The 18,848-nt window shown below is 65.2% G+C and carries 12 protein-coding genes; 8 read left to right on the top strand and 4 right to left on the bottom strand.

The window, feature by feature from the left end:
* Nucleotides 1–119: 119 nt before the first annotated feature.
* A complete protein-coding gene (locus ABXH26_RS10690; protein WP_353567057.1) occupies nt 120–6,932 on the bottom strand; it encodes a hypothetical protein in 6,813 nt (2,270 codons plus the stop codon).
* Between the two features lie 228 nt (nt 6,933–7,160).
* On the opposite strand from ABXH26_RS10690, the gene ABXH26_RS10685 reads away from it, so the two are divergent.
* The 3 genes from ABXH26_RS10685 to ABXH26_RS10675 all read left to right on the top strand — a co-directional run bounded on the left by ABXH26_RS10685 (nt 7,161) and on the right by ABXH26_RS10675 (nt 11,217).
* Nucleotides 7,161–8,117 carry an NAD(P)/FAD-dependent oxidoreductase gene (locus tag ABXH26_RS10685; RefSeq protein ID WP_353567056.1) on the top strand — a complete coding sequence of 319 codons (957 nt, stop codon included), beginning with the start codon at nt 7,161–7,163 and terminating at the stop codon, nt 8,115–8,117.
* 84 nt (nt 8,118–8,201) lie between these two features.
* Nucleotides 8,202–10,025: a translational GTPase TypA gene (gene typA, locus ABXH26_RS10680; RefSeq protein WP_353567055.1), complete on the top strand. Its 1,824-nt coding sequence runs from the start codon at nt 8,202–8,204 to the stop codon at nt 10,023–10,025.
* A 475-nt stretch (nt 10,026–10,500) separates the two neighbouring features.
* Nucleotides 10,501–11,217 (top strand): DUF4190 domain-containing protein, encoded by a 717-nt coding sequence (locus ABXH26_RS10675; RefSeq protein ID WP_353567054.1) that lies wholly within the window; start codon nt 10,501–10,503, stop codon nt 11,215–11,217.
* A 15-nt stretch (nt 11,218–11,232) separates the two neighbouring features.
* Here ABXH26_RS10675 and ABXH26_RS10670 read toward each other — a convergent pair whose 3' ends face one another.
* Nucleotides 11,233–12,222: an MBL fold metallo-hydrolase gene (locus ABXH26_RS10670; protein ID WP_353567053.1), complete on the bottom strand. Its 990-nt coding sequence runs from the start codon at nt 12,220–12,222 to the stop codon at nt 11,233–11,235.
* 1 nt (nt 12,223) lies between these two features.
* Nucleotides 12,224–12,580, bottom strand: coding sequence for a Dabb family protein (locus ABXH26_RS10665; protein ID WP_353567052.1), 357 nt, complete (start codon nt 12,578–12,580; stop codon nt 12,224–12,226).
* A 100-nt stretch (nt 12,581–12,680) separates the two neighbouring features.
* On the opposite strand from ABXH26_RS10665, the gene ABXH26_RS10660 reads away from it, so the two are divergent.
* Nucleotides 12,681–13,070, top strand: coding sequence for a TM2 domain-containing protein (locus ABXH26_RS10660; RefSeq protein WP_353567051.1), 390 nt, complete (start codon nt 12,681–12,683; stop codon nt 13,068–13,070).
* A gap of 96 nt (nt 13,071–13,166) precedes the next feature.
* The gene (locus ABXH26_RS10655) at nt 13,167–14,084 is read left to right on the top strand and encodes an alkaline phosphatase D family protein (RefSeq protein WP_353567050.1); all 918 of its coding nucleotides are present in this window, start codon (nt 13,167–13,169) and stop codon (nt 14,082–14,084) included.
* Nucleotides 14,085–14,174: 90 nt separating this feature from the next.
* On the opposite strand, the gene gnd is transcribed toward ABXH26_RS10655, so the two are convergent.
* Nucleotides 14,175–15,608 (bottom strand): decarboxylating NADP(+)-dependent phosphogluconate dehydrogenase, encoded by a 1,434-nt coding sequence (gene gnd, locus ABXH26_RS10650; RefSeq protein WP_353567049.1) that lies wholly within the window; start codon nt 15,606–15,608, stop codon nt 14,175–14,177.
* 103 nt (nt 15,609–15,711) lie between these two features.
* Between gnd and pgsA the strand changes: the two genes are divergently transcribed.
* The 3 genes from pgsA to ABXH26_RS10635 all read left to right on the top strand — a co-directional run bounded on the left by pgsA (nt 15,712) and on the right by ABXH26_RS10635 (nt 18,510).
* Nucleotides 15,712–16,305, top strand: a complete 594-nt coding sequence (pgsA, locus tag ABXH26_RS10645) for a CDP-diacylglycerol--glycerol-3-phosphate 3-phosphatidyltransferase (protein ID WP_353567048.1) — start codon at nt 15,712–15,714, stop codon at nt 16,303–16,305.
* A gap of 84 nt (nt 16,306–16,389) precedes the next feature.
* Nucleotides 16,390–17,889 (top strand): anthranilate synthase component I, encoded by a 1,500-nt coding sequence (trpE, locus tag ABXH26_RS10640; RefSeq protein ID WP_353567047.1) that lies wholly within the window; start codon nt 16,390–16,392, stop codon nt 17,887–17,889.
* A gap of 57 nt (nt 17,890–17,946) precedes the next feature.
* Nucleotides 17,947–18,510 carry an anthranilate synthase component II gene (locus tag ABXH26_RS10635; protein ID WP_353567046.1) on the top strand — a complete coding sequence of 188 codons (564 nt, stop codon included), beginning with the start codon at nt 17,947–17,949 and terminating at the stop codon, nt 18,508–18,510.
* Nucleotides 18,511–18,848: the final 338 nt, after the last annotated feature.

Raw genomic sequence — 18,848 nt, 5'->3', positions numbered from 1 at the left:
AGAAAAAAGAGAGGGATTCGTTTTAAGGGTCCTTGAGGACAGAGGTCGTAGAGGCGGGCTGCTGTTTCCTGTTCGCGGAGGTCCGTCGCTCCTGTCACAAGCCGGAGGCTCGCGCCCCCTTACTCGACGACGAGGGTGCGGCAGCCGTGGTCGGGGTGGGTGACGAGGATGGCGATGCGACCGCTTGGCGGAGCGAGGTCGTCGGTCCGGGTGCGGTAGTCGAATTTGCCGCGCAGGTCGGTGTAGCCGTCCTTGAGGAACTCGGCCTCGCCGGCGCGCTCGCAATAGACTTTGACATAGGCCGCGGAAATGGGGGCGCCGTCGGGAGCGCGGACCTGCAGCACGGGATCGGCGCGGCGGCAGGCGATTTCCAGGTCCCGGCTGTCGAGGATGCGCAAGGTCTTGGCGGTGCCGGACTCGGCGGAGACGAGGACATTGCCGCGCTGGAATCCGGAGGGCAGATCGACTTCGTCGGTGGCCACGGTCTCGACCCGGTTCGGCCGGGTGCCGGGGAGCTCGCCGGCTTCCTGGAGGAAGGGATTGCGCGAGAAAAGCATCTCGAGATCGATCTGATAGAGCGAAAGCTCGACCTGCTCCTGGCCGCGGCCGGAGATTCGGAGTTTGCCGTTTTCGGACATGCCGAGTTCGAGCTGCAGGGCTTCTTTTTCAGGCGCGGCGTTGCTGTCTTTCGAATCCGGTTGGTCGGTCAGCTTGGCGATTTCCGCGGCTTGGGAAATGACGGCATGGAAGCGCTCGGCCCACGGTCCGGGAGGAAGTTCGGCGTATTGAGCGGCGATGGCCGCGGCTTCGCCGGGCTTCGACTGATGGAAGAGGGCGAGGGCGTGCAGGTAATCGTAGGCGCGGGTCGTAGCGACCTGGCTGCGGTCGATTTCCGCGAAGCGGTCGAGGGCCTCGCCGATGCGGTCCTGGAGGAAGAGGAACCAGGTGAGGTGAAGCTGGTCGTCGCCGGAGGGCGCGGGTTTCCAGGCGAGCTGGTCGAGGTAGTCGCGATAGTGGGACTGCACGGCATCTTGGTGGAAACGCGGGTTGTCGCCGAGCTGGTGGGCTCGCGGGTTGACAAGCGGATCGAATTCCAGCGACTGCCAGCCGCGGTGAACGGTCGGGCGGACGTCGAGGACGGGAGAGGTGAGGAAATCGCCGAGACTCAAGAAAGAGGGCAGGTGTTGGGGGAAAACCTCGGCCTCAATCCAGGCTCCCATGGTGGCGGTGTCCCCGTGGAGGAAGGCGTAGCGGGCGATCGATTGCGGCAGCATGAGGCGGTCGCGCAGGGTGGCGATGACCTGGTTGTAAAAGCCTCGTTCGCGCAGCCGCCAGGCGATAAGGCTGAGGTCGATGGCATGGAGGTTCTCGCTGCGGAGGCGGGCCAGCACATCTTCGTCCGTGCCGTCGCGGGCGATCACCTTCCACGAAGCCTTGTCCTCAACCGGATCGTCGGCGGTGACGTGGAGCGTTCGCTGCGGACCAGTTGCAAGAATGGTTTTTCCCTCGGCCACGTGGAGCGGGTAGGTGGAGAAGTCGCCGGGCTCCGGGAAATAGAAGGCGAGGTCGAAGGTGAGCACGCCATAGGGTGGCAGCTCACGGGTCTCGGAAAGCGTCGCGTCTTTTCCGGACAACGGGATCGCCCCGGCGGGGATCTGGGCGAGGACGTCGATGCGGCGGCCGGCGCCGGTGGGATTGGTGACAACCAGCGACGAGCCATAGGCGGTGCCGGTGCGGAAATCGCCGGTGAGGGTGTTCTCGATCTGGCGGCCGGCTTCGGTGCGGAAACGGTCGTCGAGGCGGTGGAAGGTCTGGCGGACGAGGACCGGCGACTCGGGCGCGACCTGGTCGGTCTCGCGGGTGTCCTTGTAAAAAAGCAGCATCGGTTCCCGGGCCTTCACCCGGAGCGTGGGGCCATCGGTGTGGACCTCGGGCCGCTCGGCGGAGAAGGGTAGGTCGAGCAGGGCGAGGCACATGAGGGCCTCGTTGTGCGAGTGGGTGCAGGCATTGAAATGCGGCGAGAGGAAGGGGCCGTTGCCGTCCCACTTGGCGAGGTCGAGCCAGAAGGCGTTGAGCGGGATCAGCGACTCGCCGGTGTCGGTGCTACGGTGGTGATCGTAGTTCGATTCGGACCAGATGCGGGTTTGCGAGCGATCGCCGGACCAGGACTGGCGGCCGAAGTAGAAGCTACCTCCGACCGAGTTCGGAAGTTCGGGTGCTGCGAAGGGATCCGAATCTCCAGGATCGAGTCCCGCACCGCCTGATCCCGACGTTACGCCGGTGGCGCTGACAATCTGTTCGATGAGGTCGAGGTTGGTGGGAGTCGAACGGACGATCAGCATCTCATCGGCAGCCCGGAACTGAGCGGCCGAGTCTTCGGGGAACTTCACGCCATTAGCTTTGAGGGCATCGATGATGCTCATTCTTGGAGCGAGGGCGGACGCCCCTCTATCGCCGGTGACGGCGATCGGATCGTCTACCCCGCTATCGTCAGCGCCGTAGCCCGAGATTCTCGCCAGAAAGTCCGGCGGGACGCGGAAGCTGCGTGTAAACAGGTCCTCACCCACCTCGGTGGCGGGCTTGATCGTCACCGCGAAATCATCGACCGACCAGCGGAGGCGGGTGGCTTCGCAGATGTAGGTTAGTGCCTCGGACAGCGGGACATTGCGGAGCCGGAGTTCGGCAATGCGTTGGTCCCCCGGTTCGATATAACCTCCGTCATCGACGCCCGTCTGAAACGATCCGCCTCCGCCTCGCGGTCTCCGAAGGAAGAAATTGATGCCTTTTTTCGAAGGATCGGCTTCGATCGTGTCGAGTTCGATGGATCGCACTCGGAGAAAATCGATGGCCTCCTCAACGCTGGTGTCCTCGAAGTCGATGACCGGAATCACGATGTTTTTGAGCTTTTGAAGCACGTAACTTGAACCGGCGGATTTCTGGATCACGCCTCCGGTGTCGCTGGCTTCATTTCGAGCCATACCAAGGGAGTCCGAGGTGGCGAGGTCGGTGCCGCGGAGGGTTTGGGTGAAGAGTCGGGCTTCCTGCTCGGGGGCGGGGGCTTCAAGTTGCCAGCGGTTTTCGAGTTCGGAAACGATGCGCGCCTTGGCGTCGGGCAGGGCACGGGCGAGGAGAGCCTTTTCGGCGGCATTGAGGCGGTCCCAGGCAAAGGGGCGAAGGTAGGCGGTGAGGTCGCGGCCGAGCAGGTAGTCGTCGATGAAGGTGGGCTCGAGTTTCTGCTCGAGCATGGGTTTGACATATTTCGCGAAGAACTCCGGGTCGCGCCGGGAGAGGAAGAGGTGGAGTTCGTGGCAGGCGTGGTCGGACCAGAAGGCGAGCTTCGACTGCTCGTCGAATTCCGGCCAATCGAGCATGCCGGCCATGTCGCGGAGTCGTTCGCTGCGGGTGGCGCCGTAGAGGAAGCCGTGCGCTTCCTTGAGGGTCGTGAAGGCGCGCCAGTCGGCGTCGAGCATGTTGTCGATGACGGCCTCGGCGCCCTGCATGAGGGCGGCGGCGCGGCGGGTGCCGACGTGGTGCTTTTCGGGATCGAGTGGCCGGGCGAGTCGGCGGTCACGGAGCGGGAGTTCGCTTTCCGGCAGGGGAATGATACGGCGTTCGTAGTAGTCGCGGTCGGTGATGACCACCCGGATCGATTGGCAGCGCTCGAATCCGGCCAAGGGTAGGGCGATGGTGCCGTCCTCGGCGGGCGTGAGATCATAGCGCACCTCCGAGGAACTGGAGAGGTAGTCGAGATAGTCCGGCAATCCGTCCGCAGAGCCTCCGCCGCCGGCGCTGAAGGGATCGGTGCCTCCGGAGCGGCTCGCATCCCGTGACGGCGCCGGCTCGAGGCGTCCTGCCTCACCCTTCATCGGAGGGGGTAGGACTCCGGTGCTTTCCTCCTCACTCCAGCGGTGGGCAAGGAGCCCGGCCCGCGGGAGCAGGGTGCCTGGGTAATGGTTGAGGCTGCGGCGGCGGAGAATGTACTGCGTTTCCTCGTCGAGCGTCTGGTCGGTGAGGTAGCCGGAGGGGATGAAGGCCGCCTCAATGGTTGGCCGGCTGGACGCGGAGACCGGGATGAGTGGCCGGTCGCTGAAGGGCGTTTCGAGAAAGCGGGTCCCGATGAGGTGGACGCGGGTGTTGGCGGTGGTCCGGGCGAGACGGAGGGTCAGGGTTTCGTGCTCGATGGCGGCCGCAAGCGTGACCGGCAGCTCGGCGGGCTGGTGAGGGACGATGAGGCTTGGCGTGAGGAGCAGGCCGTTCTTTTCCTCGGCGGCGAGGACGTGGACGGAAACGGATGAGCCGGGTGTGGCGAGGGAGTATCTGCCAGCCGAAAGCCCGGCGATCTCCAGCTGGCCGTCGGTGGCGCGAAGCGCGTCGAAGCGATCGGCCTTGGGCCGGTCATCGATGCCGAGCTCGAGAAACGAGTAGTGGAGTCGGTCGAGAGAACCCTCGAGGGGCAGGCGAATCGTTTCGCCGGAGGCGATGCGGATGGAAGCTGGCAGGTCGATCACGGGTCGCAGCTCGGACTGGCTGATCTCAAGGATGGGTTTCCCGTTCAGTGAAGCCGTGAAGTTGACGATGCCGTCGAGCGCGCCGAGCTCGATCCGACCGTTCGAAGCGGTTCGGAGGCGGGTATCGATGGTATTGGAAAAGCCGTCGCGTTTCCAACGGAAGTCGATGGCCCGTTCGGGCAGCGGCTCACCATTGCGACCGCGGAGTTCGAGGAAATGGCCTTGGTCGGTGGCGGTGAGGTGGGCGTGGGCGAAGCCGTCCTTGAGCAGCGAATTGAAGTGGAAGGTGGCGGAGCCGTTCAGCTCGACGGGGTCGGCCTTTTCCCGCGGGACCACGGTGGCATCGAGCCGGAGGGTCAGCGAAATGGAGTCGGCCGGAACCTGAAACGGGACCGTGAAGACGGGCGCGAGCTGGAGATCATCGGACACCACGTGCTCGGTGGTCACGCCGGAAACGAAGGTGGCGGCGAGGGTGAGGCGGGCGTTTTCGATGCGGTCGAGGTCGACCGGGATGCCGTGGTTGGAGAGCTGGAGCTGGATGCGGGCGCGCGCCTCGGCATCGGCTCGGAGCTGCTCGCGATCGACATGAAAACGGGTGGCGAGCTGGAAGCGGTCCTGGCGGCTGCCGATTTCGACGAGCGAAGCCAAGCGGCCGCGGGATAGCACGGCGGGACCGGCGGCGGGCAGGTCGGAATCGGGAATCGAGATGAGGCCGGCCTGATCGGCGGTGAAGGTCTCGGTGCCGAGGGTGAGGGAGCTGCCGGTGACGGTCTCGCCGTGCTCATCGAAGATGCGGAGCACTTGTCCGCTGGCGGATGGCTCGAGATAGGGGACGAGGCTGCCCTTGCGGATGAGGGCGCGGGAGGAGTGGCCCTCGGAGACAAATTCCACGATCCAGGCGCCGGGTCCTGCGAGTTCGGGGAGGTCGATCTTTTCCCGATGGAGAACCAGCGGCGGCTGCTCGAAAACGAGGGTGCGCGTGTGATGCGCGACGAGTCCGGCGAGGTCGAGATCGACCTCCGGCTGGCGGCCGTGGCGGCGGAGGATGCCGGGCAGGTCGAGCTCGTGGATGCGGATGTGCAGCTCGGGAGTGTTTTTGAGGTCGAGGCGGAGGGAAACGGCGGACTCGGCGTCGAAGACATCCGGTCGGCCGGGGGCGAACTCGATGAGGGTTCTGTCGCGGAGGTCGGCGAACTCCGAGGGTTCTAGTCGTTTGCCCCAGCGTTCGGGATCGGCCCCGGCCAGGAGTCGGGCGCGGGCGTGGATGGGGGTGAGGAGGTGGTGGGGAATGAAGGGAGCGAAACGGTCGGCGGAGTCGGTGGTGGCGAGGAAATGGTAGAGGAGGTCGCGGATGAGCGGGGTATCGTCGCCGATCGGGCGGCAGTCGGTGATGTCCTGCCATTCTTCGGAGAGGTCGATGCGCGGGGCGTCGGCATTTTCGTCCGTGGCGAGCAGCTCGTGGCTGCGGCGCGGGATGGCGAGGTAGGCGAGGAAGTCGTCGAGCTTCGGTTCGCCCGTTTCCCGCTCGAGGCGGAGCAGGTGGAAAAGAATGTGCGCGCGGAGCGAGATGAGCGCGGGCGGAAGATCGTTGGTGGCCTCGCGGAGGCGCTGGAGCAGCGCGAGGTGGAGCTCGGGTTGGCGGACGAGTTCGTCGTGGGTGTGACGCCGCATTTTCCGCAGGCGGGCGGTGACGAAGGCCTGGCTGGAATTGAGCCCGGGCTGGAGCTGGAGCAGCTCGTCGAGCTGGGCAAGGGTGAGTTTTTCGTGCAGCGGGCTTTGGCCGAAGGCGACCGGTGGATCGAGGGCAAGGCCGCGGGCAACGAGTCGGACGATGCCCGGATGGTCGGCGCGGCGGAGGGTGCTGAGGTAGTAGCGGAGGCGTGGCTCGGTGAAGGTGTCGAGCTGATCGAGGGACGCGAGGAGCCGCTCCTCGCGGTAGCTGCGCCAGGGAGTCCCATTGACCTCGCGGGCGGCAGCTTGCTCGAAGGCTTCGTCGGAGACGAGCTGCGGGTCGAGGGCGTCGGGCAGCTTCTCAACGGCGCGGGCGTCGGGACGGGCATCCTCGAACTTGAGGTGGAAAGTGCGGGCGAGGTCGGTGAGGCATTTTTCCGGATCCGACTCATAGCGGAGCAGCAGCTCGCGGGTGGCGAGGGAGTCGAGGCCGTCGCGATCGACCGGGCTCTGCTTGCGCTCGGAGGCGGCGCGCCAGTCGGCGAGGGTTTTCGCGAAGCCGGTGGCGTCGCCGCGCAGCTGCTGGTCGAGGGCGGTGTGGAAAAACCAGTCGCGGGTGCCGGGGACAAGCTCGGACAAGGCTTCGGTCCGCGTGGCGGGGTCGGCGAACTTTTCGGCGAAGCCGAGGTCGGTCTCGGCGCGGGCGGGAAGCACGGCCAAGGCCGCCAGCAGGGGAAGAAGGCTGGGTTTCATGGTGGGTTATCTAGCGGATCGGACCGAGGGCGGGAAGGAGATAGAAGGACGTGATGGGGTAGCGTGGGCACTGTGGATTTCGACGGGTGCGATTGGTCGCAGCTTCAGGGTGGGGACTTCAGGCCCGTGGGGTGAGGCGACGGCGATGAATCGCCTTTGGGAAAGCTGGGATGAATCCCCGCACTCTAAGGTGGCCTGGCGGGGGGGGAGGCAGCTACATCTCCGGGCATGTCGGAAGGGGTGGAAATCGTGGGGGCCGGATTGGCGGGGTGCTGCCTGGCTTGGCAGCTGAGGGCGCGCGGCGTGGAGGTGCGGCTGGTGGGCGAGCGGCGGAGCGGCGAGGCCTCCCGGGTGGCGGCAGGGCTGGTGAATCCAGTGACGGGAAAAAACTACCAGCCGAGCTGGCGGATCGCGGAGTTCCTGCCGGAGTCGGTGGCGTTTTTCGAAAAGATCGGCCGCGAGCTGGGCAGGCAGCTGTGGTTTCCCCATCCGGTGGTGCGCCTGGTGGCGGAAAAAGAGTGGCCGAAGGTGGCGAAGAAGCTGGAGCTGCCGGAGGTGGCGCGGTGGGTGGAGCGGGTGGAGGAAAACGTGGATGGCTGGCGGGCGGCGGTGTGGCTGAAAGGCGGCGGGCGGGTAGATGCGCGGGCGTTTTGCGAGGGGACGATCGGTAGATGGCAGATCGAAGATAAAAGATCGAAGAAGGGACGCGTGGTGAGATGTGGCGGGATGTTTGATCTGGTGGCCGGAAAGTTGGGAGAGCACCGGTGTGCCAAGGGCGAGATCCTGACGGTGCGGATTCCGGGGTGGGACGAGTCCCGGATTTTGATCGGGGGAGGCGGCTGGCTGGTGCCGGTGGGGGACGGGTTTTTCAAGGCCGGCGCGACCTACGAATGGGACCATCTGGATGGCGAACCGACCGGGGCGGGCCGGACCCGGGTGGAGGAAATTTTGCGGACTCTGGGAGTCGGGGATTTCCACGTGGTGAACCACGAGGCCGGGGTGCGGCCGATCGTGCGGCGGAGCATGCCGCTGATCGGGCAGTGGCAGGGCGAGGTGTTTTTCAACGGGCTGGGCTCGAAGGGATCGCTTTATGCGCCGGGCGTGGCGCGGCGCTTGGCGGAGTGGCTGGTGGATGGGACCACGATCGACCCGGAGCTCGACTTGCGGGCCTGGATGGACCCGTGAGGACCCCTGTCCCGCCTCGGGGCTTGCCATGGGGCGGGATTGCGTCCATAGGGCCGCGGCAATTCCGCCAACGCCGCCGACGCCATGTCCCTGAATATCCGCAATCTCGCCATCATCGCCCACGTCGACCACGGGAAAACCACATTGGTCGACCAACTCCTGCAGGCCGGTGGCACCTACCGTGAGAACCAGGAGAAACAGGAGCGTGCGATGGACTCGATGGACCTCGAACGCGAGAAGGGCATTACCATCAAGGCGAAGAACACTTCCATTCACTGGGAGGGCTACACGATCAACATCGTCGATACTCCGGGCCACGCCGACTTCGGCGCCGAGGTGGAGCGCGTGATGAAGATGGTCGACGGCGTGCTGCTCGTGGTGGATGCGACCGGTGGCCCGCAGGCGCAGACCCGCTTCGTTTTGCGAAAGGCGCTGCAGGAAGGCCTGAAGCCGATCGTGGTGGTCAACAAGATCGACCGCGAACTGGCGACGCCCGAGAAGGTTCACGACCTGGTGCTGGAGCTTTTCCTCGACCTCGACGCGACCGAGGACCAGTTCGAGGCACCCTTCCTCTATGGTTCGGCGCGCGACGGCTACTTCATGGACTCGCCGGACGACGAGCGGGTCGACTGCGTGCCGCTGCTGAAAAAGATCGTCGAATACGTCCCGGAGCCGGCCGCCAAGGAGGACGCGCCGTTTTCCATGCTGGTCTCGAACATCGACTGGGACGACTACGTCGGCCGGGTGGCGATCGGCAAGGTGCTCGGTGGATCGGTGAAAAAGGGCGACAGCGTCTGGCTGCTCCGCAAGGACGGCACCAAGCAGCGCTCGAAGGTGATGAAGACCTTTTCTTACTCGGGCCTCGCCACGCACGACTCCGAAGGCGGCAGCGCCGGCGGGATCGTCGGGATCGCGGCGGGCATGGATGACATCGACATCGGCGACACGCTCGCCGCCAACGAGGACGCCGAGCGGCTGCCCTTCGTGGCGATCGATCCGCCGACGGTGCAGATGGAGTTCTCGATCAACGACGGCCCGCTGGCCGGCAAGGACGGCAAGCATGTGACCTCGCGGGCGATCTTCGACCGCCTGATGCGCGAGGTGAAGACGAACATTTCGATCATGGTCGAGGAAACCGACAAGGCCGGCGTGTTCAAGGTCTCGGCCCGCGGTGCGATGCAGATCGCGGTGCTGGTGGAAACGATGCGCCGTGAGGGATACGAGGTGCTCGTTTCGCGGCCGACGGTGATCTACCGCCGCGACGAGGGCGGGCAGCTGATGGAGCCCTTCGAAACGCTCTACGTCGAAGCGCCGGACGAGTACTCGCAGGGTATTCTCAAGGCGCTCAACAACCGCAAGGGCATGCTGGAAAACATGGAGGTCGAGGCCAGCGGCCGGACCCTGATCCAGGCGCACATCCCGACCCGCGGCTTGATCGGCTTCGAGACCGAGCTGGTCAACCTGACCTCCGGCCACGGCATCATGAGCCACCTTTTCAAGGAATACGCGCCGCATGCGGGCGAGATCACCACGCGAATTACGGGAACCCTCGTATCGATGGAGAAGGGCGTGACCACGGCCTACTCGCTGCAGGCGCTGGAGGATCGCGGCGTGCTTTTTGTCGGTCCGGGTGCCGAGGTTTACACCGGCATGTTGGTCGGGGAAAACCCGCGCGCGGAGGATCTCATCGTGAATCCGGTGAAGGAGAAGCACCTCGACAACATGCGCTCCGCCGGCAAGGACAAGGGTGGCAAGCTCAGCCCGCCGAAGGACTTTTCGCTCGAGCGCGCGATCGAATACATCGAGGCCGACGAGCTGGTGGAGGCGACGCCCCATTTCCTGCGCCTGCGCAAGCGGATCCTCGATCCGAACGAGCGCAAGCGGATGGCCAAGGCAGCCAAAGCTTGAGAACCGGGGCGGCGGGCATCGACCGCCGGGCTGGATCGGAGGGGTGGGCAGGTCGGAGTGTTGGTTCGAGGTCCTTAACGGCGGTTTTTTGATCGGGAAAGGGCTCGGAGGAGCTCGGAGCGTCTCATCCGGGAAGGCGTGCTTCCAAGGCCCTGCCCGGCGGTCGATGCCCGCCGCCCCGTTGGCTGACGAGGCTGCAGCGCGGGATCGAATCCATCGAGCCCGCCCAGCTGGCCGAGGCGGGGCAGCGAAGGGCTGAGACCGGGGCGGCGGGCATGGACCGCCGGGCTGGATCGGAGAGGTGGCCACGTCGGAGTGTTGGTTCGAGGTCCTTGACGGCGGTTTTTTGATCGGGAAAGGGCTCGGAGGGGCTCGGAGCGTCTTATCCGGGAAGGCGTGCTTCCACGGCCCTGTCCGGCGGTCGATGCCCGCCGCCCCATTGGCTGGCAGGCTTGCCGGGCGATAATCCGGGTGCTTGGATGGCGATATGGAATCCAACCCTAACATGCCGCCCATTCCTCCTTCTCAGGTCGCCGCCCGATCCGGGATGGCCTTGGCCAGTCTGATTTGTGGAATCGCCGGCCTGGTCACGTGTGGGGTGAGTTCACTGGTCGGCGTGATCCTCGGTCATCTCGCGCTGTCGGATATCAAGAAGACGGGCAAGGACGGAAGAGGCCTCGCGGTTGCAGGCTTGGTGACGAGCTATGTCTTGATGGTGCTGGTAGGCATTTCGGCGCTGGCCGGATTGGCGGCACCGATGATCCTCCGGCAGAAGCAGGCGGCTGAAAGAACGCTCGTGATCACAAACATGAAACGCATCTCGATGCATCTCATCGAGTTCGATGTGGAGTATGGATCGTATCCGAATCGGGAAACCAAAGAGTTGGTGCAGACCGAGACCGAGGTCACCCTGCCGATCGATGGCATCCATCCTTTCGAGCAATTGGAGGCCGCTGGCGTCGAAGATCTCACCACCGTCCTTACCGTTCCTAAAATGGCTGCGGGCGAGTGGATCTACTACTCCTATGAAGGTGGAACTCCTGCGGCGGATCGCCCGGTTCTGGTGTCGCCTGCGGTGGGGCGGAAACGGCTGGTGCTCTCGGCGGATGCGTCGGTGGAGTCCATTCCCGCCGACGTGGGTCTGCCGGCCTCGGACGGGGAAATGGAGGAAATCCCGGCACCGAGGAAATAGGCTGAGCAGCGCTTCTCAAGCCAACCACCGCCACGGCTCCGCCTGCCAACGGTAGACGGGTCCGTCGCTGACGATGTGGCCGAGGCCGGGCCAGGGGAGGTGGAAGCCGAAGCAGCGGGTGCGTCTTTCCGCCGCGCCGGACCAGAAGCGTCTGCGGGTCACGACGGCGGTCTGCGGATCGTGGTCGAAGGCGATGGTCCACGCCGGATCGGCGAACATGAGCAGGTGGTGGTGGGCGAGGTCCATCAGGTGGAGGAGTTCGGCGTTTCCGGAACGGATTCGGAAGCAGGCGTGGCCGGCGGTGTGGCCGGGCGCGGCATGAACCGTGACGAGGCCATTCAGGAGCTTGTCGCCGTCCTTCACCGGTTGGGTGTGGGAGCGGAGGATGTCGAAGTTCCGGCGGACCTCGTCGATCATCCCGGGGATGGGTCGCTTGTCGCGCTTCGACTTGGAGAAGTCGGGATCCTTGCCCTGCCAGAAGGCGAGTTCTTCCGGCAGGAGATGAAAGGCGGCGTTGGGAAAGGCAGGGCGACCGTCGGAAATGAAGCCGTTGAGGTGATCGGAGTGGGCGTGGCTGAGGAAGCCGGCGGTCACTTGGTCCGGAAGGATGCCGATCGAGGCAAGCCCGTCCGCCAGCCAGCCGAGCTTCGGGTTTCCGCGGCCGCCGAAGCCGGCGTCGAAAAGGACGACCTCGTTTCCGTGCCGAAGCACCAGAACGTTCACGTAAAGCGGCAGGGTGGCGGTGGACTCGCCGTGCTGCTGCATGAGCTCGGTCATGCGAGGATGAGCCTCGCGGGGCCACATCAGGTCGAGGCCCTCGCCGAGTTCGAGGTCGGCATCGGAAATGGACCACGCCTCCACCTCGCCGATGCGGAAGGGGTAAACGAAGGAGCGGGGGGGCGCGACCGACGCCTCCGTTTCCGCGGCGCGCGCGGGCGGACCGAAGGCGGCGGCAAGTCCTGCGATCGAGGTTCCGAGGAAAGTGCGGCGATCGGGCGTGGCCATGTTATTTCGCGATGTAGTCGAACACGAAAACGTCGTCGATGAGGCCGGCGAGCTTGGCGCCGAACGCCTTGTGGGCGGGGTGGGGCAGGTAGGCATCGAGCCCGGCCTGGTCCTTGAAGGTGAGCTGGAAGGCGTGGGTGAAGCCCTTGTCCTTCTGCTCCTTGCTGATGTTGATGCCCCACTCAAAGGCGACGATGGTGTCGATCTTTTCCGGCAGCTCGGCGAAGGCCTTTTCAACCCTCTCGATTTTCTCCGGCGTGGCCGTGTCGGAGAACTTGAAGAACACGAGGTGGCGGAGTTCGCCATCGGCGAGCGAGCTGAGGGTGGTCATGAGAAAGGCCAGGAGCAGGAGTTTCATCGAGCTGGCGGTTACGGTCGGGCTGCGGGTGTCATTTCAGGTTCCAAACGCAGGCGGGAATTCCCATCGCGGGCGGCGCCGGCCCTGCGATGCTCCGGTCATGCAAAAGACTCACAGCAAGACCATCGGCTACCTCCTGTGGATCTTCGGATTCTTCGGGGCGCACCGCTTCTACTATGGACGTAAGATTTCCGGGACCATCTGGTTTTTCACCGGTGGCCTGTTCCTGATCGGCTGGATCGTGGACCTGTTCCTGATCCCCTCGATGGACCGCAAGGCGGGGCTGAGATACCAGGCGGGCCGCTGCGATTATTCCATCGCCTGGATCCTGCAAACTTTCCTCGGCCCGCTGGGCATCCACCGCTTCTACATGGGCAAGGTGTTCAGCGGGATCATCTGGCTCCTCACCGGCGGGTTGTTCCTCGTGGGCTATGTCTACGACTACCTGACGCTGAACGAGCAGGTCGACGAGGTGAATCGTGGCGTCTGACCGGTCATCGGGAAAGGCTTGCCACGGGGACTTCACGGAGGCCAATGGGGTTCCGTGAAGTCCTTCTTTTTTACCCTTTTTGTGTCGGTCTCATCGTTGACTGCCGCCGAGCCCATCAAGCAGCTGGCGTTCGCCTCGTGCTTCCAGCAGGCCTTGCCCGCGCCGGCCATGGAGGCGATCGCGGAGCTGGACCCGGATGTCTTCCTGTGGATGGGCGACAACATCTACGCCGACACGGAAGACATGGCGGTAACGCGGGCCAAGTTCCAGGTGGTGCGCGAGCTGCCGGCCTATGCGCGGATCCGCGCGGGCTCGCAGGTGATCGGGACTTGGGACGATCACGACTACGGCCGCAATGACGCCGGCAAGGAATATCCGAAGAAGGTCGAGGCGCAGGTGGCCTTGCTGGATTTCCTGGATGTGCCGGAAAACAGCCCGCGGCGGGTGCAGGAGGGGGTCTACTCGGTGGCGGATTTCGGCCCGCCGGGAAAGATGGTGCGGGTGATCCTGCTGGACCTCCGCTATTTCCGCGACGAGGTCGGCTCGGATGGCGCGATGCTCGGCGAGGCGCAGTGGCAGTGGCTGGAAAAGGTGCTGGGGGAAAGCGAGGCGCAAGTGAACGTGCTGGTGTCGTCGATCCAAGTGCTGGCGGCCGAGCATCCGTGGGAGAAGTGGGGGAACTTCCCGACGGAGCGGAAGCGGCTGCTCGACCTGCTGGCGAAGCCGGAGATGCCGCCGGTGATCATTCTGAGCGGCGACCGGCATGTGGCGGAGATTTCCGTGGATCGGGAAACGACGGGCTACCCGCTGTATGACATCACCTCGAGTAGCCTGAACCTGCCGCTGGGCGATGGCACCGAACCGAACCGCTACCGGGTGGGGGAAATGTTCCGCCCGGCGAACTTCGGAACGCTATCGTTCGACTGGGCGTGGGAGAAGCCGCAGGTGACGGCCTGCGTGCGGGACGAGCATGGCGTGCCGCAGCGCGCGGTGATGATCAGCGTGGAGCGGTGAAATGGAGCGCCGATGATGAAATCGGCGCTCCAAAAAAAGGCGGCCCCGGGATCGGAGCCGCCTTTTTCGTAAAATGAATGCCCGGGAGCCTCAGCTGATCAGCTCGGGCCAGTCGGAGGTGTGGAAAAACTCGCCCTCGGGCTTGTCGAGGCGCTCGTAGGTGTGGGCACCGAAGAAGTCGCGCTGGGCTTGCAGCAGGTTGGCCGGCAGGCGCTCGGCACGGTAGCTGTCGTAGTAGGCCAGCGAGCCGGCGAAGGACGGAACCGGAATGCCGTTGAGGCAGGCGAGGGCGACGACCTTGCGCCAGTTCTGCTGGGCGTCGGTCAGGACGCCGGTGAAGAACGGAGCCAGCATCAGGTTGGTCGGTTGCTGGTCGCCTTCGTAGGCTTCGGTGATGCGGTTGAGGAACTTCGCGCGGATGATGCAGCCGCCGCGCCAGATGCGGGCGATGGCGCCGAGGTCGAGGCCCCATTCCTTTTCCTTGCCGACCTTCGAGATGAGGTCGAGGCCCTGGGCGTAGGAGACGATCTTCGAGGCGTAGAGCGCGTCGCGGACCATGGTGACGAGCTCTTCCTTGCTCAGGTCGCCGAGTTGGAACCCAGTGTTCGAGGGGCCGGTGAGCACCTTCGAGGCGGCCAGGCGTTGGTCGCGGATCGACGACAGGATGCGGGCTTCGACGGACGAGGCGATGGTCGAAAGCGGCACGGCCTGCTCGACGGCACCCATCACGGTCCAGCGGCCGGTGCCCTTCTGGCCGGCCTTGTCGACGATCAGGTCGACGATGTCCTTTCCGGTTTCCGGATCCTTCTGCTTGAAGATGTTGGCGGTGATTTCGATGAGGAAGGACTCGAGGTCGCCCGCGTTCCAGTCGGCGAAGATGTTGGCCAGCTCGTCGTTCGAGAAACCGGCGGCCTTGAAGATGTTGTAGGCCTCGCAGATCAGCTGCATGTCGCCATATTCGATGCCGTTGTGGACCATCTTGACGAAGTGGCCGGCACCGCCGGGGCCGATGTGGGTCACGCAGGGCACGCCATCGACCTTGGCGGCGATGCTCTCGAAGATCGGCTTCATGACCTCCCATGTGCTCGGCGGGCCGCCGGGCATGATGGATGGGCCCTTGCGAGCGCCTTCCTCGCCACCGGAAACGCCGGCACCGATGAAGCGGAGGTCGTGCTCCTTGCACCAGGCATCGCGGCGCTCGGTGTCGGTGTAGAGCGAGTTGCCGCCGTCGATGATGATGTCGTCCTTGTCGAGCAGCGGGATGAGGCTCTCGATCACCGCATCGACCGGGCCGCCGGCTTTCACCATGATCATGACCTTGCGCGGGGTGGCGAGGGACTGGACGAATTCCTCGAGGGTCTTGGTGCCGACGATTTTCTTGTCCGGGTGCTCGGCGACGAATTCCTCCGTCACCGAGGTGGTGCGGTTGTAAACGGAGACCTGGAATCCACGGGATTCCACGTTGAGGACGAGGTTCTGGCCCATGACGGCCAGGCCGATGAGGCCGAAATCACTGTTGCTCATGATGGTGGAGGCTCTGGTGGGGAGCGGCGCCCCTGTTAAGGAAGGCGAAAGCTTCACGCAACCCCTAGTTGCCATACAGGTATGCATTCTCCACAGTCGGGAAGTGAATCTGCCTAATGCGATCACCCTTTCCCGCCTGGTCCTGGCCGCGATCTTCGTCGCGGCCATGAGTTTTCCGGGATTTCCCGGCTACCTGACGGCGCTGGTCTGCTTCTCGGTGGCGGCCGCGACCGACTGGCTCGACGGCTATCTGGCGCGGAAAATGGGTCTCGTGACGCCGCTCGGCAAGCTGCTCGACCCGCTGGCGGACAAGATCCTCGTCTGCGCGGCCTTCGTTTTCATGTCGAAACTGAGTTTCGCGCCGGTGTGGGTGACTTGCGTGATCATCGGGCGCGAGTTCCTGGTGACCGGCCTGCGGCAGATCGCCGTGGAAGCCGGCCGGGTGCTGGCCGCGGATCGGCTGGGAAAATGGAAGACGACCTTCCAGCTGACCTTCGTCATCACCGCGCTGGTGTGGCTTTCGTTTTCCAAAATGGAGTCCCGCGGGGTGATCGCCGATCTGCTCTGGAAGCTCGCCAAGCCGGCAGCCGAGGGCGGCTGGCTGATGCCGATCTCGCTGTGGGTGGCGCTGGCTCTGACCGTCATTTCCGGCGCCAACTATCTGTGGAGCAGCCGCGAGCTGCTGAAGGGGCGCTGAGGCGGGCGCGGGGCGATCCACCGGCCAAGCGCGGGGCGCTGGAGACTTGCACGCCGGCGCTTCACGGCCACACTCCGCCGCGAAGTGAATCCCATCCCGATCGAACCGTCGCTCGACGAATTCGCGCGGCTGGCGAAGCGGGGCAACGTGGTTCCCGTCTTCACCCAGCTCGCCGCGGATTTCGAGACGCCGTTGTCCGCCTACCTCAAGGTGCGCGACGGCCGTCACTCGTTCCTGCTCGAAAGTGCCGAGAGCACCGACAAGAGCGGACGATGGTCGATCCTCGGCAGCGGCCCGCGGCGCGTGATCGAGGCCCGCGGGAAGGAAATCACCCTCCGCGAGGGTGCCGGAGTGACCACCGAGACGGTCGAGGACGACGTGCTCGCCGCGCTGCAGCGCCACATGGCATCCTACCAGCCGGTGCTCCACGGCAGCCTGCCGCCGTTCTGCGGCGGCCTCGTCGGCTACCTCGCCTACGACGCCGTCCGCCAGTTCGAGCCCACCGTTTCCAGTCCGCCGCCGGACAACCTCGGCGTGCCCGACGCGATGTTCGTGCTGGCCGACACGCTGGTGGTCTTCGACCAAAAGCTCCACCGCGTGCTGGTCATCGCCAACGCCCTGCTCGACGAGCACGACAGCTCCGAGGCCGCCTACATCGCCGCGCGGGAAAAGATCGCCGCCACCGTGGAGATGCTCGCCCGCCCGCTGCACGTGCCGGCTCTCAACGGGCTGGTCGAGATCGACCCGGTCGAGGCCGAAAGCAACACCACCCAGGCCGAATACGAGGACATGGTCCGCCGCGGGAAGGAATACGTGGCCGCCGGCGACGTGTTCCAGTTCGTGCCCAGCCAGCGCTTCCGCACGCCCTTCGAGCGTTCGCCGGTCGATCTCTACCGCGCGCTGCGCCACGTGAATCCCTCGCCGTACATGTTCATCCTGGAAATGGACGGCTTTTCGCTGGTCGGCAGCTCGCCGGAAGTCCACGTGCGCTCGATCGCGGGCCGCATCGATATCCGCCCGATCGCCGGCACCCGCTGGAGGGGGAAAACCCAGGACGAGGACGACGCCCTGGCCGACGACCTGCTCCAGGACCCGAAGGAGCGCGCCGAGCACCTGATGCTGGTCGATCTCGCGCGGAACGACGTCGGCCGCATCGCCGAGCACGGCAGCGTGACGGTCGATGATTTCATGATCATCGAGCGCTACAGCCACGTCATGCACATCGTCTCGAACGTCCACGGCACGCTTGCCCCCGGGCACAGCGCCTACGACGTGTTGCGCGCCACCTTTCCCGCGGGCACCGTGTCCGGCGCACCGAAAATCCGGGCCATGCAGATCATCGACGAGCTCGAGAAAAACAAGCGCTGCGCTTATGCTGGCGCGGTCGGCTGGTTCGGCTTTGATGGCTCGCTCGATTCCTGCATCACGCTGCGCACCTGCCTCCTCAAGGACGGCAGCGCCTACGTTCAGGCCGGCGCCGGCGTCGTGGCCGATTCCGACCCGACCTACGAGTACAATGAAACCGTCAACAAGGCGAAGGGCATGCTACGTGCCATCGCCTTGGCCCGCACGCTGGAAGATTGATTTCAGCATTTCAGCTTTTCAGCTTTTCAGCTTTTCAGCTTTTCAGCTCTTACCCCCATGCTTCTCGTCATCGATAACTACGACTCCTTCACCTACAACCTCGTCCAGTACTTCGGGGAGCTGGGGGTGGAGATGAAGATCATCCGCAACGACGACGCCGACGTGGACCAGATCCGCGCGATGAAGCCCTCGCGGATCTGCATTTCCCCCGGTCCCTGCACGCCGAATGAGGCGGGCGTCTCGATGGATGTGATCCGCGAGTTCGGGAAGGAAATGCCGGTGCTCGGGGTCTGCCTCGGGCATCAATCGATCGGCCAGGTTTACGGCGGCGAGGTCGTCCGCGCCGACCGGCTGATGCACGGCAAGACTTCGCCGATCCTGCACGAGGATCTCGGCATCTTCGCCGGCCTGCCGAGCCCTTTCGAGGCGACGCGGTATCACTCGCTGATCGTGAAGCGCGACACGCTGCCCGACTGCCTGGAGGTCACGGCCTGGACTGCGGAGGGCGAAATCATGGGCCTGCGTCACAAGGAGCATCCCGTCCACGGCGTCCAATTCCACCCCGAGTCCATCCTCACCGAGCACGGCAAAACCATGCTCAAGAACTTCCTCAGCTTCTAACGAGGCGGCGGGCATCGACCTGGGGCGGCGGGCATCGACCGCCGGGCTGGGTGGGGGCAGCCGTGGGTTCTTCGGGTTGCTTCGAGTTCCCATGGGGTCGACAACAGGCAACTCTGATAGAGCCCGTATACCGCTCCCGGGACCTCTCCCCTCCAGCCCGGCGGTCGATGCCCGCCGCCCCTGACGACCGTCACGAATATCCTCGGCTTCCCCCGGGGGGGGGGGGGGGGGGGGGGGGGGGGGGGGGGGGGGGGGGGGGGGGGGGGGGGGGGGGGGGGGGGGGGGGGGGGGGGGGGGGGGGGGGGGGGGGGGGGGGGGGGGGGGGGGGGGGGGGGGGG

The organism is Haloferula sargassicola (assembly GCF_040362925.1).
Lineage (GTDB): Bacteria > Verrucomicrobiota > Verrucomicrobiia > Verrucomicrobiales > Akkermansiaceae > Haloferula > Haloferula sargassicola.
This window is presented reverse-complemented; position numbering and strand designations above follow the sequence as displayed.

What these genes read in the sequence shown, in the direction of transcription:
- ABXH26_RS10690 (WP_353567057.1), bottom strand. Translation starts at nt 6,932, where the DNA reads ATGAAACCCAGCCTTCTTCCCCTGCTGGCGGCCTTGGCCGTGCTTCCC.
- ABXH26_RS10685 (WP_353567056.1), top strand. Translation starts at nt 7,161, where the DNA reads ATGTCGGAAGGGGTGGAAATCGTGGGGGCCGGATTGGCGGGGTGCTGC.
- typA (WP_353567055.1), top strand. Translation starts at nt 8,202, where the DNA reads ATGTCCCTGAATATCCGCAATCTCGCCATCATCGCCCACGTCGACCAC.
- ABXH26_RS10670 (WP_353567053.1), bottom strand. Translation starts at nt 12,222, where the DNA reads ATGGCCACGCCCGATCGCCGCACTTTCCTCGGAACCTCGATCGCAGGA.
- ABXH26_RS10665 (WP_353567052.1), bottom strand. Translation starts at nt 12,580, where the DNA reads ATGAAACTCCTGCTCCTGGCCTTTCTCATGACCACCCTCAGCTCGCTC.
- ABXH26_RS10660 (WP_353567051.1), top strand. Translation starts at nt 12,681, where the DNA reads ATGCAAAAGACTCACAGCAAGACCATCGGCTACCTCCTGTGGATCTTC.
- gnd (WP_353567049.1), bottom strand. Translation starts at nt 15,608, where the DNA reads ATGAGCAACAGTGATTTCGGCCTCATCGGCCTGGCCGTCATGGGCCAG.
- ABXH26_RS10635 (WP_353567046.1), top strand. Translation starts at nt 17,947, where the DNA reads ATGCTTCTCGTCATCGATAACTACGACTCCTTCACCTACAACCTCGTC.